This window comes from Mesorhizobium sp. CNPSo 4671 (genome assembly GCF_057784245.1).
In genome coordinates this window covers 1-25,401 of sequence record NZ_JBWLUW010000022.1, presented here as the reverse complement: position 1 = coordinate 25,401, position 25,401 = coordinate 1, and the positions used below count along the sequence as shown (strand labels likewise).

General features: G+C 59.6%; 29 protein-coding genes. 6 read left to right on the top strand and 23 right to left on the bottom strand.

Features of this window, described 5'->3' with window-relative positions:
- Positions 1-52: 52 nt before the first annotated feature.
- The 21 genes from AC04SF_RS34140 to AC04SF_RS34040 all read right to left on the bottom strand — a co-directional run bounded on the left by AC04SF_RS34140 (position 53) and on the right by AC04SF_RS34040 (position 18,895).
- Positions 53-346: a DUF982 domain-containing protein gene (locus tag AC04SF_RS34140; protein WP_488481355.1), complete on the bottom strand. Its 294-nt coding sequence runs from the start codon at positions 344-346 to the stop codon at positions 53-55.
- A gap of 277 nt (positions 347-623) precedes the next feature.
- Complete coding sequence (locus AC04SF_RS34135; RefSeq protein WP_488481354.1) at positions 624-1,088, bottom strand: transposase; 465 nt, start codon at positions 1,086-1,088, stop codon at positions 624-626.
- A gap of 581 nt (positions 1,089-1,669) precedes the next feature.
- Positions 1,670-1,807, bottom strand: coding sequence for a hypothetical protein (locus AC04SF_RS34130; RefSeq protein ID WP_488481353.1), 138 nt, complete (start codon positions 1,805-1,807; stop codon positions 1,670-1,672).
- 99 nt (positions 1,808-1,906) lie between these two features.
- On the bottom strand, positions 1,907-2,215 hold the full coding sequence (locus tag AC04SF_RS34125) for a hypothetical protein (RefSeq protein WP_488481352.1): 309 nt from the start codon (positions 2,213-2,215) through the stop codon (positions 1,907-1,909).
- Entirely contained in the window at positions 2,199-4,160 is a 1,962-nt protein-coding gene (locus AC04SF_RS34120; RefSeq protein WP_488481351.1) for an ABC transporter ATP-binding protein, read from the bottom strand. The genes AC04SF_RS34125 and AC04SF_RS34120 overlap by 17 nt, the downstream gene beginning before the upstream one ends.
- Complete coding sequence (locus tag AC04SF_RS34115) at positions 4,160-5,920, bottom strand: ABC transporter ATP-binding protein (RefSeq protein WP_488481378.1); 1,761 nt, start codon at positions 5,918-5,920, stop codon at positions 4,160-4,162. Before AC04SF_RS34115 ends, AC04SF_RS34120 begins: the two co-directional genes overlap by 1 nt.
- Positions 5,921-6,123: 203 nt before the next feature.
- Complete coding sequence (locus AC04SF_RS34110) at positions 6,124-7,008, bottom strand: SIR2 family protein (protein ID WP_488481350.1); 885 nt, start codon at positions 7,006-7,008, stop codon at positions 6,124-6,126.
- A gap of 43 nt (positions 7,009-7,051) precedes the next feature.
- Positions 7,052-7,264, bottom strand: a complete 213-nt coding sequence (nifT, locus tag AC04SF_RS34105; RefSeq protein WP_488481349.1) for a putative nitrogen fixation protein NifT — start codon at positions 7,262-7,264, stop codon at positions 7,052-7,054.
- A 15-nt stretch (positions 7,265-7,279) separates the two neighbouring features.
- Complete coding sequence (locus AC04SF_RS34100; protein WP_488481348.1) at positions 7,280-7,588, bottom strand: nitrogen fixation protein NifZ; 309 nt, start codon at positions 7,586-7,588, stop codon at positions 7,280-7,282.
- Positions 7,589-7,638: 50 nt separating this feature from the next.
- The gene (locus AC04SF_RS34095; protein WP_488481347.1) at positions 7,639-7,833 is read right to left on the bottom strand and encodes a 4Fe-4S dicluster domain-containing protein; all 195 of its coding nucleotides are present in this window, start codon (positions 7,831-7,833) and stop codon (positions 7,639-7,641) included.
- A 33-nt stretch (positions 7,834-7,866) separates the two neighbouring features.
- Positions 7,867-9,348 (bottom strand): nitrogenase cofactor biosynthesis protein NifB, encoded by a 1,482-nt coding sequence (gene nifB, locus AC04SF_RS34090; RefSeq protein WP_488481346.1) that lies wholly within the window; start codon positions 9,346-9,348, stop codon positions 7,867-7,869.
- A gap of 217 nt (positions 9,349-9,565) precedes the next feature.
- On the bottom strand, positions 9,566-11,323 hold the full coding sequence (gene nifA / locus AC04SF_RS34085; protein WP_488481345.1) for a nif-specific transcriptional activator NifA: 1,758 nt from the start codon (positions 11,321-11,323) through the stop codon (positions 9,566-9,568).
- Between the two features lie 157 nt (positions 11,324-11,480).
- Positions 11,481-11,774: a ferredoxin family protein gene (locus tag AC04SF_RS34080; RefSeq protein WP_488481344.1), complete on the bottom strand. Its 294-nt coding sequence runs from the start codon at positions 11,772-11,774 to the stop codon at positions 11,481-11,483.
- A 10-nt stretch (positions 11,775-11,784) separates the two neighbouring features.
- Positions 11,785-13,092, bottom strand: coding sequence for an FAD-binding protein (locus AC04SF_RS34075; RefSeq protein ID WP_488481343.1), 1,308 nt, complete (start codon positions 13,090-13,092; stop codon positions 11,785-11,787).
- 10 nt (positions 13,093-13,102) lie between these two features.
- On the bottom strand, positions 13,103-14,212 hold the full coding sequence (locus tag AC04SF_RS34070; RefSeq protein ID WP_488481342.1) for an electron transfer flavoprotein subunit alpha/FixB family protein: 1,110 nt from the start codon (positions 14,210-14,212) through the stop codon (positions 13,103-13,105).
- Positions 14,213-14,226: 14 nt separating this feature from the next.
- Entirely contained in the window at positions 14,227-15,078 is an 852-nt protein-coding gene (locus AC04SF_RS34065; protein ID WP_488481341.1) for an electron transfer flavoprotein subunit beta/FixA family protein, read from the bottom strand.
- A 185-nt stretch (positions 15,079-15,263) separates the two neighbouring features.
- Positions 15,264-15,644, bottom strand: coding sequence for a nitrogenase stabilizing/protective protein NifW (nifW, locus tag AC04SF_RS34060; RefSeq protein WP_488481340.1), 381 nt, complete (start codon positions 15,642-15,644; stop codon positions 15,264-15,266).
- Entirely contained in the window at positions 15,641-16,837 is a 1,197-nt protein-coding gene (nifV, locus tag AC04SF_RS34055; RefSeq protein WP_488481339.1) for a homocitrate synthase, read from the bottom strand. Before nifV ends, nifW begins: the two co-directional genes overlap by 4 nt.
- Positions 16,834-18,051, bottom strand: a complete 1,218-nt coding sequence (gene nifS / locus AC04SF_RS34050) for a cysteine desulfurase NifS (protein ID WP_488481338.1) — start codon at positions 18,049-18,051, stop codon at positions 16,834-16,836. The genes nifV and nifS overlap by 4 nt, the downstream gene beginning before the upstream one ends.
- A 14-nt stretch (positions 18,052-18,065) precedes the next feature.
- Complete coding sequence (locus AC04SF_RS34045; RefSeq protein WP_488481337.1) at positions 18,066-18,386, bottom strand: HesB/IscA family protein; 321 nt, start codon at positions 18,384-18,386, stop codon at positions 18,066-18,068.
- Positions 18,387-18,640: 254 nt separating this feature from the next.
- Positions 18,641-18,895 carry a hypothetical protein gene (locus tag AC04SF_RS34040; protein ID WP_488481336.1) on the bottom strand — a complete coding sequence of 85 codons (255 nt, stop codon included), beginning with the start codon at positions 18,893-18,895 and terminating at the stop codon, positions 18,641-18,643.
- A gap of 74 nt (positions 18,896-18,969) precedes the next feature.
- Between AC04SF_RS34040 and AC04SF_RS34035 the strand changes: the two genes are divergently transcribed.
- Positions 18,970-20,031 carry a hemin-degrading factor gene (locus AC04SF_RS34035; protein WP_488481335.1) on the top strand — a complete coding sequence of 354 codons (1,062 nt, stop codon included), beginning with the start codon at positions 18,970-18,972 and terminating at the stop codon, positions 20,029-20,031.
- 591 nt (positions 20,032-20,622) lie between these two features.
- On the opposite strand, the gene AC04SF_RS34030 is transcribed toward AC04SF_RS34035, so the two are convergent.
- Positions 20,623-20,793 carry a hypothetical protein gene (locus tag AC04SF_RS34030; RefSeq protein WP_488481334.1) on the bottom strand — a complete coding sequence of 57 codons (171 nt, stop codon included), beginning with the start codon at positions 20,791-20,793 and terminating at the stop codon, positions 20,623-20,625.
- Positions 20,794-21,006: 213 nt separating this feature from the next.
- On the opposite strand from AC04SF_RS34030, the gene AC04SF_RS34025 reads away from it, so the two are divergent.
- The gene (locus AC04SF_RS34025; RefSeq protein WP_488481333.1) at positions 21,007-21,246 is read left to right on the top strand and encodes a hypothetical protein; all 240 of its coding nucleotides are present in this window, start codon (positions 21,007-21,009) and stop codon (positions 21,244-21,246) included.
- Positions 21,212-21,535 (top strand): alcohol dehydrogenase catalytic domain-containing protein, encoded by a 324-nt coding sequence (locus AC04SF_RS34020; RefSeq protein ID WP_488481332.1) that lies wholly within the window; start codon positions 21,212-21,214, stop codon positions 21,533-21,535. Before AC04SF_RS34025 ends, AC04SF_RS34020 begins: the two co-directional genes overlap by 35 nt.
- A 278-nt stretch (positions 21,536-21,813) precedes the next feature.
- Here AC04SF_RS34020 and AC04SF_RS34015 read toward each other — a convergent pair whose 3' ends face one another.
- Complete coding sequence (locus AC04SF_RS34015) at positions 21,814-22,164, bottom strand: hypothetical protein (protein WP_488481331.1); 351 nt, start codon at positions 22,162-22,164, stop codon at positions 21,814-21,816.
- Positions 22,165-22,418: 254 nt separating this feature from the next.
- Here AC04SF_RS34015 and AC04SF_RS34010 point away from each other — a divergent pair, with 254 nt between their 5' ends.
- The 3 genes from AC04SF_RS34010 to AC04SF_RS34000 all read left to right on the top strand — a co-directional run.
- Positions 22,419-23,594 (top strand): cytochrome P450, encoded by a 1,176-nt coding sequence (locus AC04SF_RS34010; protein WP_488481330.1) that lies wholly within the window; start codon positions 22,419-22,421, stop codon positions 23,592-23,594.
- 1,224 nt (positions 23,595-24,818) lie between these two features.
- On the top strand, positions 24,819-25,133 hold the full coding sequence (locus AC04SF_RS34005; RefSeq protein ID WP_488481329.1) for a hypothetical protein: 315 nt from the start codon (positions 24,819-24,821) through the stop codon (positions 25,131-25,133).
- 8 nt (positions 25,134-25,141) lie between these two features.
- A partial coding sequence (locus tag AC04SF_RS34000) for a hypothetical protein (RefSeq protein ID WP_488481328.1) occupies positions 25,142-25,401 on the top strand: 260 nt, incomplete at its 3' end.

Genomic DNA, 25,401 nt, shown 5'->3' with positions numbered 1-25,401 from the left:
CACGCTACGCCTGCATGCGCGTCCCGGACGACGATGAGAACTGGTTAGCTGTTCACACCGACCGTGTGACTCTGTCCGCTGCAATCCACTGCATTGACGAGGTTGGATCTTCCAATATGGTGGCCCGCTTCGCGAAGCCGTAGAAGGCAGCGCGGGCGGTGCTTAAGGGCTTGTGCCCATCGTAGGCGTCAAAACATGCTTTAAGGGCAGTCTCGTGGATCAGGTCTCTGCGATCCTCGGGCCACTCATCGAGAAAATCGATAGCGTCCTCGAGACTTGCAATCTCTTGCACGACATAAGCGGCACGCTTCACGAAAATAGGGCTGCCGAAGGCCTTTGCCTTCATCTCGTCTACTCCCGACCTGCTGAACAGCCGACTCGCAAGGCTGCCTCATCCACACCGCCGAGCATTGCAGAATGCGTTGTCAGCCTTATGACACTTCAAGGAAAAGCGGCATTCATCCTCGGGAGGAACCCGATCGTTTGCCAGTCTACTGCCGCAAAAAATGGCCGCCTCGGGGACAATCTTAATCGTTCCAACCGCCGCCGACGGACGGTGAACCCAGTAGCCTAAACCAGTCGTTCACAGCCCAGCAGCAAAAGAAAGCCGCACGCTCGTCTGATTAATCTAGCCCAAGCCTTTTCTTCAGTTCCGCATTTTCCTTGCGCAGACGATCCGCAAGCAGGCTCTTTAGCCGCTTGTTTTCTTCCTCGAGCGCGACGAGATCCTTCAGCTCGTCACTGTCCGCTGCAGGCGTCGCTGCTTTTTTCCAAACATAGTATGTCTGTTCCGAGATGCCGGCATGCTTCACCGCGCTCTTGAGAGTAGCGCCGCCGCCAAGCAACGTCTCGATTTGAGCAAACTTCTGGCCGCGCTCATTTGCAGAGCGGACCTTGCGGCCTATCCCTGCCGATGGCGGTGCTTCAGTGGTCGCGGATATCGGCTTGGCGCCGTTCTTCCGGCCAGGCGCGCTCGGCTCAGCCTTTGGCTTCCTCGTCCGCGGCGTTCTCGCCCCCGGTTTTGACGTCTCCGCCTCGGCTGCCGTTTCGGTAGGAATTACTGTTTCGGTTGCCAGGCGATTTGCCATGAAATTCTCCATCGATGGTTTTTGCAAGGTTCAGCATTGAGGGCTACAACAGTAGGGTCAACAAGCTGACGAGTTGGCTGCCGGCTCTTCTGGAGTTCCTCTGCGGTTTCGGCGCTCGCCGCGGCCATGTCGAAATCGCCCCAGATGGAACGCGCGTTTTTTTGATAACGGCGCTTCTGTTTGACTTCCACGGTGAATGGTCGCGTTTGCCGCCTCATAGTTCCCGCCTGATAAAAACGAGTGGAAGAATGAAGTCGCCGCTCGAATTCCCAGCGCTTCCTGATTAGCGCGGAGCTTTATCGTAATAGTCGTTCGACGAGCAAGTGACATCGGTCACGGCACTGCTCTTAAACGGGCTGAGCGTACGCCCGCTGCGCGAGGAGAAGGGCTGCAAAAGCCGCAGCGCGGTGTTTTCCGATTAACACGTTCTGCGAACCCGCCCTGCAGACCTGCGACCACGAAGGGGTCCGATCATTGTAATGGTCGAGTACCGCAATCATTAGAGAGAGGTTCCAGAATTTCTCAAGGTGATGGCATCATGGCGAAAGGCGAGACTGCGAGATGGCCAGGGATGGGCTATCCTACGTGATTGCCTGCCCGGTGACAGCCCTCTCATTGCGCTGGTCGGACATGACTTGGACGAAAGCGACGCGCGAGGCATCGTCGATGCAGACGTGGACCAACTCCCAGCCGATGCCGAGATGGCGATTCGACCGCACCAGGATATCGCCCGGAATGCGGTGCCCCACAGAGCCGATCGACCGAGCTTCGTGATGTCGGTGAGCACGCTGGGTGCTCGCCCCCTAGCGGCGCACCGGCTAAGGTTTCTGGTCCTTGAGGCACGACAGGCCAACGCGTGCCAGCACCAGACTCACGGTTGCCTCGGATACACCGGTTTCGCTGGCGACGTGCTTGCCGTTCAAGCGTTGCCTGCTCAGCGCTACGATGGCGTCCGCCACGGCGGCTTCGGTTTGTTTCGGGCTTGTCTTCGGCCGCGAGAACGGTCGGCCACGCCGGCACCGTGTAGCAATCAAATGCTCGTCATGGGTGGTGGCGATCTCGGTATTGCGCAGGCGCTCGATTTGCTTCCGCAAGCGGGCGACGCGCCGGCTATCGCCGCTCGGCAATGCGCCTGCACCATTGCGGTGGCTCCTCGGAGTTTCGCGCCTCAGATCTGTAGCCCGCTGGTTCGGAGGTATCGAGTTGTTCATCGGGGGTGTCGAACGAGGCGTGGTTGAGCCTGTAAAGTTTGGAATAGACACCGCCCATTTTGATCAACTCGTCGTGTTTTCCGCTTTCGGCGACCTTGCCGTTCTGGAGAACGACAATACGGTCGGCGCCCCGCACTGTGGCAAGACGATGGGCGATAACGAGGCCAGTTCGGCCTTCGAGAAGCGTGACGAGTGCCTTCTGGATCTGCATTTCCGTGTAGCTGTCGATATTCGCGGTCGCTTCGTCGAGTACCAGGATCTTGGCGTCTGCGACAAGCGCACGTGCAAAGCTGATAAGCTGGCGCTGGCCCAGCGAGAGATTGCCGCCACGCTCACCTAGAGCGGCGTCGTATCCACCAGGAAGGCGCACGATAAAGCTGTGCGCGCCAACGGCCATGGCGGCCTCGATAACCTCTTCCCGCGTGGCTTCAGCCTGGTGGTAGCGGATATTCTCAAAGACCGTGCCGGTAAAAAGGAACGGCTCCTGTAGCACCATGGCAACTTGACGGCCAAGAGATTTCTGGGTGACATCTCGCACATCGTAGCCGCCGACCAGCACCTGGCCCTTCTGGACATCATAGAAGCGGTGGACGAGGGCCATTGCACTCGATTTACCTGAACCCGTCGGCCCGACCAAGGCGACGGTTTCGCCGGGATCGGCCCGGAACGACACGTTGTTCAACACCGGATGCTCGGGATCATAGCCGAAAGTAACGTTCCTGAACTCGATCGAGCCGTCCATGTCGGCTGAAAGCACCCTGGCATTCGGTTTGTCCTGGACCTCGATCTTGATATCAAGAACCTCGATCAGACGCTTTCCCGACGCCATCGCCCGTTGCATGATCGAATATTGCAAGGTGAGCGAGCGGATCGGATCGAAGAAGCGCTGAATGTAGAAGAGGAAAGCGACTATCACACCCACATCGATGCGGTCGTTCATCACCATTGAACCGCCGACAACGATGACGACAGCTACGGCAACGCCCGTCAGGCCATCGACGATCGGCACCATGATCTGTGCGTACTTGGCAGCGGTCAGATGTGTCTTGAGATTGGCGCGCGCTTTATCATCATAAAGCATCGAATTGACCTGCTGCCGATCCATGGACTGCACTGCCCGTACGCCATGAATGGCTTCAGCCAGCGCGCCATTGGAAATCGAATTGGCCTCGTTCGCGGCCATGAAGGCATCGCGCGCGCGCGGCAGCCACAAGAGGCGCACCACGAAGAGAACAGGCAATACCGAGAACGTAAGGAGCCCCAAGCGAACATCAAGCCACAGCATGATGAAGACGATGCCAAAGAGAAGGGCGATGTCGCCCAACGAAAACACTGCGGTTTCGAAGAATTCCCGCATGGAATTGACGTCGCCCTGCAGGCGCGACATCAGCCGTCCCACCTCTGTCTTGTCCATGAAGGAAAGCGCTACGTCTTGCAGATGACCAAACGTGGCGCGGCGAATATCGGACAGAGCCTTCTCCGCCGTTTTGTAGACCATGATCTCCTGCGTGTAGCTGGCAGCAAAATTGACTGAGATCGTGAAAAGGAAAGCGCCGGCGGCCGCAAGCAGAGCTGAGCGATCGCCACTTCCCGGCTGCATTCCATGGTCGATCGCAAAGCGGATGATGAGGGGGATGAGAAGCTGTGAACCGGTGAGGATCAACATCGCGGCAACCGAGATGATCAATTTGGCGCGGTAGGGCCTGACGAACGCCCAAATGCGCCGGACAATATTCTTGTCAAACGCCGATCCGAACATCTCTTCTTCGAAGCGGTGCGAGCCGACGACGGCATGCGGCGGGCGCCGGTCGTCGTCTCGAGCATCGTTGCGTTCCGCCTCGACTTCGCCGGCCTGGAGCATCAGCTCGCCCCCTTCTGGTCGGGCAGCATGTCATCAAATGCGCGCACTTGGAGGTCGTAAAGAGCCTTGTAGCGTCCGCCTTTCGCCAGAAGATCTTCATGAGTGCCGCGCTCGACAATCTCGCCGTTCTCGATCAACAGGATTGCGTCGGCATGCATGAGCGAACTCAGGCGGTGGCCGATGATGATGGTCACGCGATCCTTGGCAAAGAGTCGCATGGCGGAGCGAATGCGCTGTTCGGTGGCTGCATCGATCGCGGCAGTCGAGTCGTCGAAGACAATGACCGAGGGGCGCAGCATCATCGTGCGGGCGATCGCCAGGCGCTGACGCTGTCCGCCCGACAGGGATACGCCGCGCTCTCGCACGACCGTCTTATAGCCGGCCGGCAGCCGGAGAATATAGTCGTGAAGCTGAGCCGACTCGCTCGCGCGCTCGATCCGCTGTGCGTTGGCCCAGGGATCGCCATAGGCGATATTGTTTTCGATCGTCGTGGTGAAAACGAATGCATCCTGCTGCACGACCGCGACGGCTCTGCGGAGCGTGGCCAGGGTGACGTCGCGGATATCCTGGCCGTCAAGCGTGATGGCACCGCCGGTGACGTCGTAAAAACGAGGGATCAGATGAGCCACCGTCGATTTGCCGGAGCCGGGCGGGCCGACAATTGCAACCGTCTCGCTCTTGCGGGCTTCAAAACTGATATTCTTCAGGATTGGGCGTTCCTTGGCGGCCGGATAGGCGAATGAAACATGGTCGAAGCGCAAGGTGCCCTCGCTGATTTCGAGCGGTTCGGCGTCTGATGCGTCTTTGATCGCAATGTCCAGGTCGAGTAAGCCGAAGAGGCGCGAACCGCATGTTGAGGCCCGGGCGAAGCCATCGACTATCACGCCTATCTGGCGAACCGGCATCTGGAGGATCGTCATAAATGAAAGGAACGTAGCAAGTTTGCCCACGCTGATTTCGCCTGCGGCAACTTTGTTGCCGCCGATCCACAGGACCAGTCCCATGGCGAGAAAGAACGAGAAATTCATCGCGGAAATGTTGCGCACGTAAATCTCGACCCGTTCGAGGATGAGACTAAGCGCATTCTTAGAGGCGCGGTCGAACTTCAGCATCTCGTAAGCCTGCGCTGCAAACGCGCGGACAACCCGGATGCCGACGAGATTTTCTTCCATCACGCGGCTGAGGACGGAAAGCCGCTCCTGCAGATCAAGCCAGGTGGCACGCAGCTTGAGCTGGGTGATTGATGAGCGCCACGCGACAAAGGGCACGAAGCTCAGCGCGAGAAGACCAAGAAACACGTTGGTGGAAATCAATATGTGGGCACCAATCCCGATCAGCATGACGAGCAGGACCGCACGAACCAGAGAGGCAGCGAAGTACATACGCACGCCTTCCAGGTCGAGCATGCCGATAGTGATCAGATCGGCTGAATGCGCCTGGTCATAAAAAGAAAAGCTGAGCCGCTGGATCTTGTCATAAACAGCGACCCGCAGTGCATACGCGACGTGATGTCCGACCGCTTCGGCAAGATAGTTCTGAGCCAGCGTGAACAGGCCGCGCAGCATGCTAACGGTGAGCAGCAGGAGGGCCGAGTTCTGCAGCGCCTCTTGCGCGGCCGCTCCGCTTAGTCCGCCGCCGACGGCTGTCTGGGTCTGGTCGATGGCCTTACCGAGGAGCACGGGGATCAGCAATTGGAGCGATGCCGCAACGAGCGTCGAGCCGATCGCTCCGGTGACCTGCCACGGGTGCCGCAAATTCATCCGGGTAATGCGCGCGATCGTGCTCCAGCCCCGGACTGAACCGGCCACTTCTCCGATCGCCACCCAATTTCCGGGCTTCGTCACGCCACGAATAGCCTTACTGTTGGAGGGGGCAGCCCAGCGGCCTTGTGCCGTTTGGAGGGCCTTGAGCCGAACGACTCCCCCGCCAAATGCCGCTGATGTGCAAAGCTGGCCACCATCGGCTAGATACCTGTCCCTACCAGTTGAGCTGCGGCTTCGCATGCGGGCATGTCTATGACCGTAATTGCGTTTGCTGCAAGGAAGCGGCGCTCGTTCTTAGTCAACGTTGCCGAATCGATAACCGCAAAGTGTGGGCCGCTTGAGCGCTTGATCACCTGCCGGGCGTATATGCGCAGCATCTGATCGTCGAACCGACAGCCGAAGAAAAAGAAACCGCGCTTGGTGCGCCGTTCTTTCACGGCTTGAGGGATAGGCGTCTGGATATCGATTTCGGTTAGGGCTTCGACGTAATCCGAATCTGCGATGAGGAAGTTTGCCGCCGGCTTGATGCTGCCGTGCGGCGTATAGAGGACCGTCGCTGCCGTCGAGTCTGATTGGAGTTCCATTCCAGACAAATGGTAGGTTCTCGTCCAGATGTCGCCAATTGCGTCCGCGCGCGGTACGCCTTGAACCTCCACGACATCAGTTCGCCCGGTCGCTACCAGGGCAGCGCGCATGGCGCCGTCGTACCAGCTATCGACGATCAGGGAGAGCGGAAGGGTCGCGAGCCAGGCATGAAAGACGGTCGGCGCCACCGGCCCCGCGAATATCTCGGCCATCCAGGCCTGGAGCGTCCGCCGATGCCGACGCTGTTCGATGAATTGAGCGACCGACCACATATTGGCACGAATCTTCGAAGGAGCTGGCGCCCGCGCGTTGAGTGCCGAGGCGACGGCTTGCGGCGTGAGCGGTACCGGTGGATCCCCGTGCCTAAGCCGAGGCAGGTCCGGACCGAGGTATGGGATGATCTCATCGGCGCAAAGTGCTTTCTTCAGCAGTGCAAGCTGCTTTGCGGCATGACTGTCCCGATTGATCATGAGGTGGCGCAAGGCCAGGATGGTTTCCATGCTCGTTTCCCATTGACGCTCTCAGATTGCCGACCTGTTGGCGTCACTCTTCGTCGGAAATCTTCCTAGCCTCGACGGTGATCGGCAAAGGTGTATCTCGCGGCAGGTCGGGCAGGACGAGCCGCCAGCCGTTCCTGAGCGTTATGGACCCTCCCCATAGCTCTTCATGCTCTACGCTGATGATCGGCTCTTCGAGATCCTTCTTCGGCACATAGGCCGATAGGCCGGCATCGGTCCTGCGGATCATTAGCTTCATTGGGCTGTTCCATTGTTAGTGACCACAGGCGATTTCGGCACTGCAAGGTTCTCCGGATTTGTCAAGGCTGATCAGTTCATGGGCGCGCATGCCAACGACGGTGCCGCGATCGAGCCACTCGACCGCATAGATGTAGAACTGTTGGAGAAAAGTGCCGATGTCGCGAACATAGCCTTCATCGCCCTTCCGCACGAGGTTTGCGCCTATCTCGCTACCGGGATAGGTACCGTCGTTCTTTACGTGTCGTGTGGCGCGGACCCGCTCGCCCGGCACAAATCGTGGAGGCTTGCGGATCTCAACCTCCTGTTCGCGTCCGAGGCCCATCCGGCTTCCTTCCTTTCCCGCGGCTCCAGTTTGTCAGCAAAGGATGCAGCTCAGGCGGGAACGCAGGTCTTCGGCACCGGACATACGGAGGCGCATTGCTGCGTATCGAAGGCCTCTTTGCATTCAGTGCACTGCTCCGGATCGATCACGTAGTTCTCGCCCTTGAACTTGATTGCGCTCGAGGGGCATTCGAACTCGCAAGCACCGCATTGCGTGCATTGGGAGGCAACGATCTTGAAGGCCATTTATCAACTCCTGATTCGGTTAGGACGAGACGATCAGGCCGTCGCCGCCATTGGTTCGCTCCCAAACTCGGCGACGTAAAGCGAGCCGATGGCGGTTTCGATATAGTCGTAGCCATAAACGTCCATTGCCCGGATTCCAGCTCCAGCGAGCTGATCCTTGGGGCAATCTCCGATTTTGGCACACAGCACTATGTCGACGCCCTTGAGGGCAGCTATGACGCCGTCGAGGGCGCCGTCAGCGGCTCGGCCGCCGAGGCAATACTGCTCGACCTTGCGATGCCCGATGAAGCTGATCCCCCTCGGAGAGGCCTCATAAACCTGAAATTCCTTCGAATGGCCGAAATGGTCGTTGATCCGGCCGCCGCCCTTGGTCGCCACTGCGATTAGGAGCGATTTGCCGGAACCTGCTGCCTTGACGGTCGCGACCGCCTGGCTCTTGGCCGCAACGTGATCGCCGCGCTCGCTCGCAACCACCTCCCGATAGGACGTGCGTTTGCTGGCGTCGTAGGTGATGCCGTGCGGAATCTGGTCGATCGTGAACTCCTGGCCACGATCCTCGCCAAGCAGGCCGACAGCGTCGGCCCGGCACTGGCGGCAATGTCGCATCAATTTGGCGCCACCTTCGAGGCGATCCTGGAGCGTCTTCAGTTCCAAGGCCGTCGGGCCGCGCTGCCCCGTCAGGCCGAAATGCGTACCGTGCGCCGGGTCGGAAATCAGCGGCATGACATTGTGCAGGAACGCTCCGCGCTCCTTGACCCATTTATTGACCTCGATCAGGTGGTTGTCGTTGACGCCCGGGATCATCACCGAATTGATCTTGGTGAGGATGCCACGCGCGGTCAGCATCTCCAGGCCCAGCATCTGCCGCTCGTGCAGGATCCTGGCAGCGTCGATGCCGGCGTGGCGGCGATGGTTGTAAAAGATCCAGGGATAGATCTTTGCCCCGATTGCGGGGTCGACCATGTTGACGGTGATTGTCACGTGATCGACATTCATGTCAGCAAGCTCGGCAACACGATCCGGTAGCGCGAGTCCGTTGGTGGAGATGCACAGCTTGATGTCGCGGATTTCCCTGGCGACACGTTCTAGTGTCGCCTTAGTCTTCTGCCAGTCGTAACAGGCGTCGCCCGGTCCAGCGATGCCGAGCACGGAAAGTTGGGGCACTTCATTGGCGACGGCGATAACCTTGCGTAGCGCCTGGTCTGGGGCGAGCTTTTCCGATACCACTCCGGGCCGGCTTTCATTGGCGCAGTCATATTTGCGATTGCAGTAGTTGCACTGGATGTTGCAGGCTGGCGCGACCGCTACATGCATGCGCGCGAAATAATGGTGCGCCTCTTCGGAATAGCATGGATGGTCATTGATCTTCTGCCAGACGGTGGGGTCCATCTCGGTCGGTTTTTCGGACGAGCCGCAGCATGAAGATGTGCAGCCGGCGGATTTCGCGGTCGCCAACGACTGGTCGAGGGATTTGGTACTGACCAAACTCTCAAGCGAAATCGCCGGTATGGACATTGAACGGCTCCGTTCGTGGGTGGACGTCGCAGTTCAGTTCGCAAATGTTGTGCCAGCTCGAAAAGGCTGTTTTTAGTTCAACATGTCGGATTTCATGTGCGATTACGTCTGTTCGCTACGCCACAAGTTTTGTCGGGCTTGCGACTTTGGATGATGCCTTTGAGACGGCGCTGGCGGGTTCAACACACAGCGAGGAGATTTTGACATCGTAAGGCGTTTAGAACTTCTTCACCTCGATATTATGCCGACGCAGGGCATAGCCGACTTGCCGCGGCGTGAGGCCGAGGATGCGAGCAGCTTTGGCCTGAACCCAGCCGGCCTTCTGCATCGCGTCGATCAGCCGGGCGCGATCGGTCACACGCATGCCTGTCTCGCCCCAAGCAGGATCATTTGGACGGGGGGCATTGACGGGCACCACCTCGCCCTCGGATGCGCAGATGCGCCCGGGCTCCAGTGGCGATGCAATCGGCGTGCTGTTGCGGCCGAACTCATCGCTGGCATTGCTGCCAGTTGGACGGCGGGCTCCTTTCCAGAGTAGCGAAGATAAGCACTGGCTATTCTGGCAGGCGAAATCCGAAGCGGCGATCGTGCTCGAACGCGCAAGCGTGGCCGTCCTTCGCACACAGTTTTCCAGCTCACGGACGTTGCCGGGGAAGTAGCATTGCGAGATCAGGTCAAGCCCTGAAGGCGCGAACGCGAGCTCACGATCGTTCTCCCTATTGAATCGATCGAGGAAGGACTTCGCAAGGCGTGGAATATCGCCTGGTCGCTCTCTGAGCGGCGGCAGCACGATTGGCACCACATTGATACGGTAGTAAAGGTCGGCCCTGAACTCGCCATTCACGACAGCCGTCTCAAGGTCCTTGTTCGTGGCGCATATAAGCCGGACGTCGACCGTGAGCGTCCTGGTGCCGCCGACGCGCTCCAACTCGCCTTCCTGCAAGACGCGCAACAGTTTAGCTTGAAAAGCCGGCGAAATCTCACCGATTTCATCAAGTAACAGGGTTCCGCCATGCGCCAATTCGAAACGGCCGGCGCGCTGCGAGACAGCTCCGGTGAAGGCGCCCTTTTCATGGCCAAACAACTCCGATTCCAAAACGCTTTCAGGCAGCGCGGCGCAGTTCAGTTTGACGAAGGCCTTCTTACTGCGAGATGAAAGCTTATGGATGGCCTGCGCGAAAAATTCCTTGCCCGTGCCGCTTTCACCGCGCAAAAGCACGGTGGAGTTGGTCCTTGCTACGACTGCGACGGTTTCAAGCACCTGCTTGAGTGCGGGACTTTCCCCGATGATCCCATCGATTTTGACATGCCGATGCCGGGCAGGGCGGGTCTCCTCGTCGAGCGATTTCTCCGGTCTCCGTTGCTCCTCGATAAGCCGCAGGCGATCTGTGCTTAGGATACGATGGAGACGGATGGTCCGGCCGACAAGGTTGGCGACCATCATCAGGAAGCGTACGTCCTCGTCGCAACGCACGGCGGCTGCGCCGCCCCCGATACGGTCGATCGACAATGTCCCGAGAATTTCATCGTCAGCCTCTACTGGCACTCCGATGAAGGTGACCGGCATGGTGGCGCCGCTCGAAGCCGTTTGAAGGTCACCCGGAAATAATTCGGACTTGCGGACGTCGTCTATGACGAGCGGCGTCCCCGTGGCGAGGATTCGGTCTACCACGGCTTGCGGTATGACGCGCCGATGGTCTGATTGAGGTGCGAGGTTATCGCCGGTAGTTGCAGCAATCTCCACCTCTCCTTTCGCGTCTAGGACGATCACTGCTCCATGACGCATTTGCAGAAACGAGCCGAGAATGTTGACGACGTTGGCAAGCGTGATCTCCAGCCGCGTGGGTGCGGTCAGGATCTCGGATATCTCATAAATTCCCCTGAGCGAAATGTTCATCCCTTGCGGGGTTTCGATAGGTGAGCGGCTATTGCGAAGCCCAATCTCATTAACCCGTTCCCGCACTATTTGAGCCATAGAAACACCTCAGGGGCTGCATGGGTGCTCCTCACAAAGCGCCTTTTGGTCTGCCGAGTCGTGAGTCTTCAGTATTGACGAGCCCCTGTTCAATTGCAAATTGTCTGGCTGCAATTGCGGAAATTGCGGCCATGGCAACGAAGCGTAGGTGCGTAGGTCATCCAAACTTGAAGAGAACACCGAAGCCGCCGCGTGGATAATTCCACTCGATCTCACCACTGGCCTCGCACAATAGCCGACAGGTGCCGCACTCCATGCAGCCGTCGGCGGTGATCTCCACTTGGCCCTCGTCGTTCAATTCATAACATTGGGCCGGGCAGACGCGGGTCAGCGCAAGCAAGTTGGTGCTTGGCTTCTCGTGCGGTCGCACTTTTATATGCGGGCGCCCCGGGTCGACCAGGTAGCGGTTCTGGTAAAGTTTCTCCTCAATGCGTGCCGGTGCGATTGTCATCTCGTGTCTCCTACCGCCAGGCCAATGCCAAGCGAACCGCGTCACTCAGCAACCCCCAGCGCGAACGCGCCCTGATGAAGGCAGCAGTGGTCGCCTTTTCCTTGTCGATCTTCGGAGTGCCGTCGACCCGCACGACGTTCTGAGCCGCCTGCGACATCAACCGCGGGTAGGTCGTGAAGAAATTTCGGGAATTGGTGTGGAGCAGCGCCGGCATATCCTTATATTTCTTTAGGTCTTTGACCACGAAGGACTTGTCCAGCATGGTCTTGTAGAGGACAAGGTTCTGTCGGGTCATTGGACGCTTGCGGCTCTTGATGTGCACGATCGCCTCAGCCGCGATACGGCCTGAGGTCATGGCGAGGTTCGAACCCTCGCGGTGCACCGCATTGTTCAATTGCGCGGCATCGCCGACCACGACCCAACCATCGCCAAACAACTGCGGAATCGCCTTGTAGCCACCTTCCGGGATGAGATGCGCGGCATATTCTTTCACCTCCGAGCCGGCGATCAGCGGCCGGATCGAAGGATGGTTTTTTAACGCATCGAGAAGGGCATATGGGCTCTCCATCGTCGCAGCGAAATCCGAAACGAGGCAGCCGATGCCCAGTGAGATCGACTCCTTGTTGGTGTAAAGAAAGCCGAGCCCAGCCATGCTGCGGGAGATCGTACCCACGGCCTCGATCACGCAGCCTTCGCCGGCCTTGAGCCCGAACCGCTGCTCGATGACCTCTTCGGGCAGGAAATGCATTTCCTTGACGGCGAGCGCCACGGATTTCGGCTTCGGCATCTCGCGAAGGCCAGCCCTCGTGCCAAGCAGTCCGGACACGCCTTCTGCGAGGACGACAACGTCGGCGAAAATCGCTCCGCCGGTCCGGTCTGTGAGGACGCCGACCACTTTGTCTTCGGCATCGCGGACGAGTTCGGTCACGGTCGTCTCGCACAGAACCGTCGCACCGGCCTCCCGCACTTTACGCGAAAACCATTTATCGAATTGGGCGCGGATGATCGTATAGCGGTTGGGCTTCGCCTCGTTAAAATCGTCCGACCGATAGTGAATCCCGGTGTGGGATGTGTCGTCCATCACCCACAGCCGCTGTTCAACAAGGTGGCGCTCGAGAGGCGCGTCATCCCGGAAATCCGGGATGATCTTCTCCAGCATGCTAGCGTACATGATTGCACCCTGGACATTCTTGGAGCCCGGATATTCTCCCCGCTCCAACTGCAGCACGTTCAGGCCTTGGCTTGCCAAGGTGTGAGCTGCTGCGTTTCCGGACATGCCGGCACCCACAACAATGGCGTCGAATTTTTCCCTGGTCATGTCCAGCTCCCTAGTTCGCAATTTTATCGCGACTGTGGGGCGACAGTCGCCGCGTGAAGGCCTCTGTCAGCGCGGGCAGAAAGCGGATCGCGTCGGTGACAATCCCGACGTGGGCGAAATCGAAAATCGGCGCGTTCGGGTCAGTGTTGATAGCCACGATGAGATCCGCCCCTTCGACGCCAACCCGGTGCTGGATGGCGCCGGAAATTCCAGCCGCTATGTAAAGCTTGGGACGGATGGTCTTGCCTGTTTGGCCGATCTGCCGATCTGCCGACAGCCAACCCTTCTGGACCAAGGGGCGCGAACAGCCATGCTCGGCGCCGATTGCCCGTGCGAGATCCTTCACAAGCTGCAGGTTCTCCGCCGCGCCTAGACCGAGGCCTCCCGCAACAACAACGTCGGCATAGGCAAGATTTGCCTTTGCCGACTGACTATCGGGAAGGAAGCCTAGGATCTTGGTGACGATGTCGTCTTCGGCTACCGACAGTTGGTGCTGGATGACGCGTCCGACCGGCTTATTCAACCGCTGCGGCATCGGCATGACCCTCGGTCGCACTGTCGCCATCTGCGGCCGGTAATTGAGCGTATAGATGGTGCACAACAAGGAACCGCCGAAAGTCGGACGGGTCGCGGCGAGCGAACCGTCGGCATCAACGTCGAGTTCGGTGCAGTCGGCCGTGAGCCCTGTCTGCAATGTCGTCGCCACCGAACCGGCAAGATCCCTGCCAAGTGTGGTCGCCCCGAGAAGCAATATCTCGGGTTTGTGGGTGTCTACGAGCTCCGTCATGGCCTTGGTGAAAGGCTCGTTCCGATAGTCGGCGAGCAGCGGCGCCTCGACGTTGTAGACAAGATCGGCGCCATAAGCGAAAGCGTCGGCGACCGCAGACTGAGTGGCCTCGGCCGGTGGTCCGAGCACGATTCCCGCAAGCTCCACATTAAGCTTGTCGGCAAGCTTGCGGCCTTCGCCGAGCAGTTCGAACGATACGGGATGGACCTGGCCGCGTTCGAGCTCGATGAAAACCCAGACGTGGCGGTAATCCTTGAAATGCTCGGGCAGTTCCTTCTTTATGCCGGCGCGGCCGGCGGTAGGGCGAGGGGTTTCTTGGTTCGCGCTCGACATCGTCTCTCCTTGCCTCACGCGCCGCCGTTGAAGGCCAGCTCATGTTCCAGCGCTGGTTGGCGGGTCAAGATTGCGGCGATCAGCTCGTCTGCTATATCGCGCAAGGGCTTTTCGGCGGTGTCAATTTGTGCCGCTTTTTGCGCCCGAGCAGTAGGGGCGAAAACGCGCTTGACCACCGTCGGGGAGCCGCGCAGGCCGCATCTGGTCAGGTCATCAATGCCGGCATCGGCCGCACTCCATCTCAAAACCGGGCTGCGCGCGGCGCGCAGGGCATCCTCGAGCGAGCCCCGGCGAATCTCGTTGGTGCCTTCCAGCATGGTGACGAGACAAGGGAGCCTGCTCTTCAGCATCTGCGTGCCGCCTTCACACCGGCGCTCGACTTGGATGTCGCGCGCAGCAAGATCAATGCGGGGAATCTTCGCGACATAAGTGAGTTGCAGGAGATCGAGGCGCTTGGCGATGCCCGGCCCCACCTGGGCTGTGTCGCCATCGATCGTCTGCTTCCCAGTGAAGACGATATCTGGCGCGCCGAACGTCTCGCCAACCTTCGCGATTGCCTGGGAAAGAGCGAAGGAGGTCGCCAGCGTGTCGGAACCGGCAAAATAGCGGTCGGTTAGGAGCACCGCGCGGTCAGCGCCGTAACCGAGCGCCTTGCGCAGCGCGTCCTCTGCCATCGGCGGACCCATGGTGAGCACGGTGACCTCGCCGCCATAATCGTCACGCAGTCTGAGTGCCTCTTCCAGGGCGAATAGGTCGTAAGGGTTGATGATGGTGGGTACGCCCTGGCGCATGATCGTGTTCGTAACGGGATGGACGCGTATCTGTGCCGAGTCCGGCACCTGCTTGATGCAGACTACGGTGTGCATTGGCGGTCTCTTGGGGCTTCTGTCCGGATCTGAGCCTGGCAGTTTATCCTTGGCAGCAACATTCGTACCAACCGCTTTTCGTGCTCCTTTTCCTGGATACTCGGTTGGTTCCTTCCGGGATCGCCTTCGTGGTGACAGGATTTGTAGGCTTCTCGACATTGGCGCGTTGCAACCATCTCGCGCGCTCATTCTTCTGCGAACCGCTTCAGGACGGAGTCGAACGGGACGAATGTGCGGTCCGACGTGGGAGGCTTGTTCGGATCGTGGTCTTTGAGCACCTTGAAAATCCGGTGCGTAAGCGGCGAGGAGCTCGCGAAGTCCTCGTAGGCGCGTTGCAGTGTAGCGCGCACCCGCGCGGCGATCACTTGGTCAGGCAGATCGGATAGATCTTCTTCCGCAAGGTATTGGCCCACGCGTTTCATGATATGAAGCCGGGAGACATTCAGCACCTTCGGATCATAAGAGACCCCAAGGACTGCGAAGAACTCCTCCGCGGCCGACAGGCCTTTCAGTCGCGCGAGGATGTCGCTAACATCGATGGAGCGGTTGTCAGCGGAACAATTCATTGCATTCCCCTTCGTCGGCAACTGTGGTGCGTTCGTCCCACAACTGGATCCGCAGATCCCTCTGAACATGCCTCGCTGTGCAGACTATCGTAGAGCTCAACCAGTTGAGTTGCAGTGACGGCAGATTTGGTCTCGGACGCCTTGCGGCGGACGCGGGCTACCATCGCGGCTGCCAGATCCGGATCGAGATCGCGACCGTTGTCGCTCAACACTCGGGTAATCGCGGTGGCGCCGGAATGCTTACCGATGACGATACGATTGCAGCGGCCCACAAGAGCCGGGTCTAGCCCCTGATAGGCGCGCGTGTCCTTCAGCAATCCCGCGACGTGAGTGCCGGATTCGTGGGTGAAAACATCGGCCCCGACGACCGGCTTCATAGCCGCGGTTTGCCGGCGGGCAGCGCAAGCCACCTTGGCAGCGAGGTCGGGCAATGCGGTCAGTTCGATCCCGGTATCCGCGCCGTCGATCACGGCCATCGCGACTGCCACCTCTTCCAGCGCGGCATTACCCGCACGCTCGCCGAGCCCGAGGACGGTGACGGAGGCATGGCTCGCGCCTGCGCGGATCGCGGCCAGCGTGTTGGCGGCAGCAAGACCAAGATCATTGTGTGCATGAAATTCGAGGTCGACCTCAGACTTCGCGATGAGCTGGGCTACAAGTTCGAAAGTCGAAAACGGATCGAGAATTCCCAGCGTATCGGCCAGCCTGACGCGGCTTGCCCCGGCGCGCGCAGCAGTTTCAATGACTCGGCCAAGATGATCCAAATCAGCCCGCGAAGCATCCTCGCAGCCGACAGCGACGAAGAAGCCAGCAGCGGCTGCACGCCGGACCATATCCTCGATGACCTGGAGCGCTCCTGCCTCATCGAGGCCGAGCTTGGCCGCAAGTTGAATGTCCGAGGCGGGTAGCGAAAGATTGACGGCGCCGACGCCGCTCTCAATCGCTGCCTCGAGGTCCTGCGACTTCATCCGGCACCAGGCCGTGAGCCGAGCCGGGAGACGCCGCGCGACCGCGGCGCGAATTGTTTCGATCTCCTCGGCGCCCATAATCGGCGTGCCGATCTCGATCTCCGGGACGCCGGCGGCCGCAAGAGACCGGGCGAGCTCCAGCTTTTCCGCCATCGTAAAAGCGACGCCTGGCGCCTGCTCGCCATCGCGCAAGGTCGTATCGTTGAGGAAGACGTCACGGCTCATGAATAGTGTCCTGTTCTGCCGCCGCTCAGGGTTAGACCTGCTCGCACGACTTCTGGCCTCCGCCCACGCGGGCCGGAACTGGGAGAGCCACGCAGCTTCTCCACGATCGCCGGCATAACCTCAAGCACCCGGTCGACGTCTGCTTCGTTGTTGTCGCGCGCGAATGAGAAGCGGACCGCAGCGTGTGGCGCCTTCATCGCGCTCAGGACATGACTCGGTTCCATTGAGCCGGAGGTGCAGGCGGAGCCGGAGGAGCAGGCGATGCTCAGGCGGCTGAGCAGATGTGGGATTGCATCACTTTCGGTATTTTCAAATGAGATGTTCGCTGTGTTTGGCAACCGCTCCATCGGATCGCCAGTGACGCAAGTGTCTGGGATGCGCTGGAGGATCCCGTCCTCTAGGCGGTCGCGGAGCGATTTTACCCGCGTCGCGGCGTCGTCCAAGAATTTCAAGGCGAGTTCGGCTGCCATACCGAGTCCGACTATGCCGGGAGTGTTCTCGGTGCCGGCACGCCGGTCGTGCTCTTGGTGCCCGCCCTTGATCAGCGAGCGGAAGTGCACGCCACGCTTTACCCAAAGTGCGCCGATCCCTTTGGGACCATGAAGCTTGTGGCCGGAGAGCGACAGCATGTCGATTTCCGTCGATTTCAGGTCTATCTCAATCTTGCCGACCGCCTGCACCGCATCGGTATGGAATAGCGCGCCGATTTCCTTGGCCAACTCCGCAAGCTTGGCCACGGGGAAGATCATACCAGTCTCATTGTTCGCCCACATTATCGAGACGATTGCCACGTGTGGGGTGAGCGCGGCTTTGTAGGCATCGAGGTCAAGCCGGCCACAGCGGTCCACCGGGATCCTGTGGACCTTCACACGGCGGGTCTGCTCAAGATGCGCGCATAACGACAGGACGGCGGGATGCTCGACCGACGACGTGACGATCTCGGTTCGGTTGGGCAACACCTCAAGCGCCGAAAGAATTGCTGTGTTGTCGCTTTCTGTTCCACCCGAGGTGAAGGTGATCTCATCGTCGAACTGCGCGCCAATCAGCGCTTGCAACCGCCGCCGCGCCTTCATTATAGCCGCCGCGACCGAGGCGCCGAAAGCGTGCGCCGAAGAAGGGTTGCCGAATTCATCCGAGAAGAACGGCAACATCGCTTGCACGACCTCAGGATCGACCCGTGTCGTTGCGTTGTTGTCGAGGTAGACAGGCCGCATAGCTACTATCTCAGTTAACTGAAGGACTTGCCGCAGCCGCACCTCTCCCGCGCATTGGGGTTGTCGAAGACAAAGCCGGAAGATTCGAGCCCAGCGACGAAGTCCACGGTCGTGCCAGCGACAAAGGGTTGGGAGTCTGCGTCGACAAACAGCTTGACCCCATCTGTTTCAGTGATCACATCGCCTTGGCGCGAGACACTCTCCAGGCCCATTGAGTATTTGAAGCCGGCGCAGCCGCCGCTCTGGACCATAATGCGAAAGCCCTCCGCCGGCTCGCTGGCGCGGGAAAGAGCGGACTTGGCGGCGGCAACAGCATTGTCGGTGAGCGTAATCATGGCGAGACTTCTCCCCAGCTTGTGACGTTTTCGTGGATGGCGTCGCATGAACCGTGCCAAAAGGAAAAACCGTTTCAGCACGGCGCCATCTCTCCAACGCTGCCATCAATCTTGTGCGCCGTTGCTGGAAAGACGTCGTGCACCCGACACGCACTGTCGGGTTTGTCGAGTTCGTCACAGATTGTCCGGCCTCGGTTGCCGCTGAACTCGCAGGTAAGATCATTGACGAGTGTGCAGAAGGATTTCTGCGCGGTTCAGCCGGATTGGCATGACTTTTGAAACTCAGTTGGCGATGCGGCGAGGACGGCAGAGACCATGATCATCCCGCGCGTGCGCTCGCGATCGATGGAAAGAAGGAAGGAAAGCAACATGTCATGTCGGTCAGATCCACTCTGCGCCGATGGAATCCGCTCCTTGCTGCTCAGACGGCACGGCCGGTTTCGACGGCGATCGTGCACGCTCCCCTGCAGAACGCTGTTCCTGACGAGCACCAGGTCGGCATCGAGCATTGCGGCGTGCTTTGTCGATTGACCATCGGGCAGACAGCCGATCCTCAACAAGCAGGTGAAAGCAGAGGCAGGACATGGACCAGCGCGAGAGACGATCGGCGCACGAAATCCGCCAAGCGCGGCAAGACAACCCGAAAATACGCGCGCACGATCTCGCCGCCAAATTGGGCATAACGGAAGCGGAACTGGTCGGTGCGCATTGTGGCTTCGGCGCGGTGCGCATTGCACCAAGCGTAAACACTGTTCTGATCGGCCTCGAAGCGGTCGGCGAGGTGATGGCGCAGACCCGCAATGAAAGTGCCGTGCATGAAAAGATCGGCGTCTACGACAAGGTCGTCACGGGCAATCACCATGCCATGGTGCTCGGTAACGACATCGAGCTGCGCATCTTCCCGAGAGCTTGGGCGTACGGCTTTGCCATCGAGGAGTGCGATGGTGACGACATTCGACGCAGCATGCAATTCTTTGATGCCACCGGCGAGGCGGTGCACAAAGTGTATCTCGGGCCCGCCTCAGACCTCCATCGATATAAGCAGCTGCTGGCGCAACTCGAAACCTCGAGCCAGGAGCCAATCATGTTGGTCAAGGGGAGCCGAGCAGAAGGCGAACCAGAGGTTCCGGACCAAGCCGCCAGGGGGGAGGACTTGCGCGACCGCTGGAGCCGGCTGAACGATGAGCATCAGTTCCTCGACATGTTGAAGACGTTGAAGCTCGGACGCTGTCAGGCGATGCGTATGGTCGGCGAGGATTACGCTTGGGCGCTCGATAAGAATGCCATCGGCGCCATGTTTCAACAGGTGGCTGAAGACGAGATGCCGATTATGTGCCTAGTCGGCAATCGTGGATGCGTCCAGATCCATTCCGGCCCGATCAAGTCGGTCAAACCGATCGGGCCGTGCATAAATGTGCTCGACGAGACCTTCCACCTGCATCTCGGGACCCACCACATTCGCGAGGTCTGGGCCGTTCGCAAACCGACCAAGGACGGTCACGTCACCTCGCTCGAAGCCTATGACTCCGAGGGCAAGATGATCATCCAGGTCTTCGGCAAGCGCAGTGAAGGCGAGGGCGAGCGCGAGGACTGGCGACTCCTGGCCGAAACCCTGCCACGCATGTTCCGTCCGACCACTACATGATGCGAGGCCGTCGCGTGTTGTGTTCGGTGTTCGCTCGGCGCTTGCGCAGCCCGCTCGCGTTCCCGTGCGTCTTTTTGCCTGCCCAGACCTGTAGGGTGTGGCTGTTCGTTCCGATCCGTCGCGCCCGACCAGCGTATTGTCTGCACGCTTAGCCCGGAAAGTCATAACGTAGCTCTATCTCTGCAAGCAGAAGGTTAGGTTTTTCGCCATGCCCCGCCACAGCTGCCCTGCAAGCGGGATATCGAAAGCTGCTTGGACCCGGAGGAAGGTGAAAGCGCGTCCTTTGGCCTGCTACACCGAAATAAGTTGTTCAACGAAATGGGTAGTGGAACGCACAGAAGGAAGTTCAGCCGCGAGTTCAAGCGTGAGGTAGCCTGGTGAAGGATCGGGGCGTGGCGGTGGCGCAGGCGGCGTATGAACAATGCAGACCGCTGATTACTCAGTGAGTTCGGTCTGGTGGCCGGTGTGTTCGCGATGTCCATCTTATCTGGCCAGTTCGGGAAAGCTGAACGGCTATGCCGCCTTCGTGCGCGTCCTGATGCTACTGGCCCTCGGCACCGTCGTGGGCCTCATCAACGGCGTTCTCATAGCCTACGTCAGGGCCTCAGCGGTGATCTCGGCACTCAGCATGTGGCAATCCTGGTCGGCCTGATGCAATATTTCAGCGCCGGGCGTGCGCCCGGATCGATCCCGGCACGGGATCCGGGAGCTTACCCACGCGCGCTTCATCGGCATGTCCTGGGGTGTCATCATCTGGATCATCGCGTTGATCCTCGTCGCCCTGGCGTTCCGCAACTTGATCATTGGAAAGTACTTCAGGGCGGCTGGCGATAACCTCCGCGCAGCACAGGTGTCCGGTATCCACATGCCCGGATTGTCTTCACGGCGCATCTTCTTGCTGCGTTCTCATCTGTCTCGGGGCGCTGCTGCAGGTGTCGGCGACCTCGGTAGGCATGGTCGAGCCTCGGGGTATTCATGAACGCCCTTGCAGCCACGATCCTTAGCGGCGTCACCCTTGGAGGCGACCGCGGCGGCGTGGCAGGCGCGTTCGTCGCTGTCATTGCGCTCAGCTTTCTGCGTGCGGTGCTGACCGTCTTCGGCATCCAAGAGCCGGGGCAAGTTGATCGCTCAGGTTGTCTGCGGCAGCCGGACGCGCTGACCGGGAATTCGGGAGAAGAGTATGACCCAAGCCACCGCTGCCATTACCCGCCATAAGGGTGGCCCCCGTGAGATTGAGCGAATCCTGATCACCGAGCCTAGGTCTGACGAGATCCTCGTCCGCATCGTGGCATCTGGTGTCTGTCATACTGACGTGGTGGTGCATGACCAGGGTTACGGGGTCCCGTTACCGCTCGTGCTGGGACACGAGGGATCGGGTGTGGTCGAAGCGACAGGATCCGCCGTCTCGGGACTTGTACCTGGGGATAGCCCTTTCGTACGCCTACTGCGGAAAATGCGAAAAGTGTACGAGCGGGCAGCCGTTTTATTGTGTCGAGTTCTATGAGCAGAATTTCAAAGGCGCGCGGATGGGCAGCACCACGCCAGTGTGTGACTGCCACGATCGTCCCGTCACCTCGCACACGTCGCCGACGCTTACACTTGGACTTTTCCACATTGGTCCATGCGAGGCGCAGTCCGCCCCCTATACTCCACCCGGCATGCGAGATAACAGCGCCTCAGACAGATCAAGAGCTGTCGAATCGAAGCGCCCCGTTCCGTACGAAAGAAAATGGGAAACTTTGAAGGAGGTTGATGCAGACATCCGTTTGGCTGCCACTGGCGTCAGAGCACTCGGCGCCGAATGCGAATCTGAACTGGCCGAAAAAATACCTGGTTCTGAGTGACAAAGGAATTTGGATGCGATCGTGGCGCGCGTGAAGGAGCGTGCTGCCCAAAGGGCTGATGAATTGAAGCAAATGCTGATGAATTGAAGCCGATTGAGCAGGCGAGCGAGTTTCTGAGTTCAGAGAAGTCTGCGAAAGCCAATAACACTTCAAGGCCACCCTCGCAGAGAATGCAGGAGTCGATCCCCGGAAAGCGGTTAAAGTGACGAATCTGCAAGCGTTCTTCGGTGATAAGGCCACCGGCTGGCATGGCGGTTTGAAAATCGCGTTTGCCGACGGCGCTGTCCAAATACGCGAGATCTAACGCGAGCGTTCAAATCGGAGGAAGAGGCCATGGGTTGGGGCGGCTGACAGAACTTTCCCCGCCCGAAACTAGAGGCATACCCGGAGAGCCGCAGCCCTGTTTGAACCATGGCGATAAGGATCAGGCTTCATCGCCCTAATGGTCGAAGGCCCCCGGCTTGGTGTGCTCAATCGCGGTAACCGCCGTGGATGTAGCGTACATCGGCTGATATCAAATGAACTAAGAGGAGAAGTCCCGCCATGCGACTGGTGCCAGTAGATCGGGTATCCACGATCGACGAGCTTACATTCGACCCATATCCGATCTATCGCCGGATGCGCGCGCAGACCCCCGTGGTGCACGTTGCCTCCGTGAAGCGGACGTTTCTCACTAAGGCGTCCGACACGAAAATGGTGAAGGACCAGCCCGAGCTCTTCAGTTCGGATGATCCCAACACACCGATGAAGCCGGCCTTTCAGGCCCATACTCTGATGCGAAAGGATGGCGCGGAACACGCCCGCGAAAGAATGGCCATGGCGAAGGCTTTCGCCCCCAAGACTATCGCGGAACATTGGGCGCCAATCTATCGAAACATCGTGAACGAGTATCTGGATCGCCTTCCGCGCGGCGGCACAGTGGATCTGTTTGCAGAGATCTGCGGCCCGGTGGCGGCCCGCATTCTCGCTCATATCCTCGGGATTTGCGGAGCATCCGACGCAGAGATGATACGCTGGTCGCAGCGGCTGATCGACGGGGCGGGCAATTTTGGATGGCAACCGGAGCCATTCGAGCGATCTGACGAAGCCAATGCCGAGATGAACAGGCTCTTCGACAACCTAATCGAAAAGCACAGGGCGGAACCGAACCCCTCGGCATTCGCGATCATGGTGAACGCGCCTGATCCGATACCCATGAGTCAGATGTATGCCAACATCAAGATCGCCATTGGCGGGGGAATTAACGAGCCCCGCGACGCTCTCGGTACGATCGTCTACGGATTGCTGACCAACCCCGAGCAGTTGGAGGAGGTCAAGAGGCAGCAATGCTGGGGGCAGGCCTTCGAGGAGGGCGTGCGGTGGATTGCTCCGATTCAGGCGAGTTCCCGCCTCGTGCGGGAGGACACGGAGATTCGCGGTTTTCTTATCTCGAAGGGCGATACCGTGATGACCATCCAAGCTTCGGCCAATCGCGATGAAGAGTTCTTCGAAGACGGAGAGCGCTTCAACGTCTTCCGCCAAAAGATTTCGCATCAGTCCTTCGGCTCGGGGCCGCATCACTGTGCAGGCGCGCAAATCTCGCGTCAAACTGTAGGGGCAATCATGCTGCCCATGCTATTCGAGCGTTTTCCAAATATGACGCTGCCGGATCCTCAGGTGGTGGAGTGGCGCGGCTTCGGCTTTCGAGGGCCGATCAATTTGCCGGTTAAGCTGTCATGACCAATTACGCTGGTCGTGAACCGGGCTGAGGCATGCATTCTATCCATGACCCCTGAGTCACGCCCCGGAGCGAGGCTTTCGGATAGGCCTGCTACGGATGGGCAGCGCCGTACGTTTCCGACATCGAGCGGTTCTGGTAGTTGAAGACGAGCCACTAATCCGAGACGGCGCTACTCGCCAACAATATTCCGGCCGACTTCCTAAACAGTGATTTGAGCGCCGAAGAGAAGCAATCCGGTTTTCCCTTTTGGGACGTTGCGAGCAAGTCAGGTTTTTGTCAGCAACCAAGGCTATGTGGTGGCTTGGAATGAGCGCCGCGGGCTGCCGAGGGGCACCGACTGATTTGCAGCGATGGTGGACATCTTGTCATGCCGCGAACGGGGACCTTTACTTGCGTATTCAGCCAGCAAATCCTGCCCCCGCGATCTGCCTCTCGGTGTTGAGGGCCTGGCGCGATGGGTAGGCCGGCGAGCAGTGACGATCGGATGCGCGCTGGTTTGCTCGGGGGCCTGGGTGGTCGTCTCAGTCTTTAAGTTAGTACGGGCGCGCCAAGCCGTGTTCTCCATCGGGCCGATTGTGGAGTGCCTTCGGCGCAGGCTGCGCTGGCGTCGCCGTGCGCCGATGCAAGCGGGTCTGGTTATGCGGCTTGAGCGAGGGCGTCCAAGGCGGGCGACAAGACTTGCAAGAGGTCTATGGTACGGGCGTGTCCTTCAGACGCCTTCGCAATCGATGAAAGCAGCGGGCATGTCCGGCGTCGGAGGCCGCAGGGCGGTCGTGACGGCACAGGTCGCCCGGCTGGTGGTCGGACTTGACAACACAGGCAGCGGCATTGTCGCCGACATCGGAGGTGGATAATGACGGGCATTGGCCGAGTCGGGACGTCGCATATTGGGGATGCGAGAACCGACAACCCGCCGGGATCGAGCAGCACGCGCCCAGAATCACGTTTTGCTCCTGGAACAGGCGCCCCATCGTTCGCTTCCATCGTGGCGCGGATGCGCTCTGAGCCTCAACATGAAGGGACGTCCTCCGTTCGCAGCCTGCCCCTTGCCGATGATGCCGTTCGAGACAGGCCTGCCAGCTCCTCAGTTGCCCCCCCTGTGATCCCCGGGGCGTTGCCGCGTGCGGTTGGGCGTCGTCGTCCATCTTCCTGGGTGCCGGAGGGTGACGCGCCAGCCCCAGAAAAAAGCCTCTCGCGTTCCGATGGCGAGCCCTGGCGCGGCAATGAGGCCGCCGGAAGTTCGCAAGCAGGTGCTCGCGGCGAAACTTGGCGCCCTGGTCGAACGGCCGGAGGTTCGCAAGCTGGTGTGCACCAGACTGATCGGCAGCATCGGGACGCATTCCGCCGACAAGAAAGTTCACCGCGTGCAGGCGAGGGCGAACCTTGGCGCAGCGATCGCGCGGCCGGAGGCTCGCAGGCAGGCGGGCGCCCGCCCCGTGGGCAAACCGTGTCCAATCTCAATGCAGGACCAGGAGGGCGGCGTATCGACGATGTCTCTGCTCAAGGCGGCCAAGACGCAATCGAGCAAGAACAACTGATTGCCGCCTTGCGTGAGATCAATGGCGCCTGCGGCATCGTTCGATTTTCAACTGCCGTGGTGAACCATAACAAGTTCCTGCAAAGCGCGCACCGCGAGAAATACGCGATATTTCTGCAAAAGGCGGCCGCCCGGTTCACGCGTGAATTGCTGCCACACTTGGAGGAAGACATCGGCGCCGGGACAACATGGGGGTATGCCACAGCATGCAACACAGTGAACCGGGTGGCGGGAGGGCGGGAGGGTATCGAAGCCTGCAGGGCCATGGC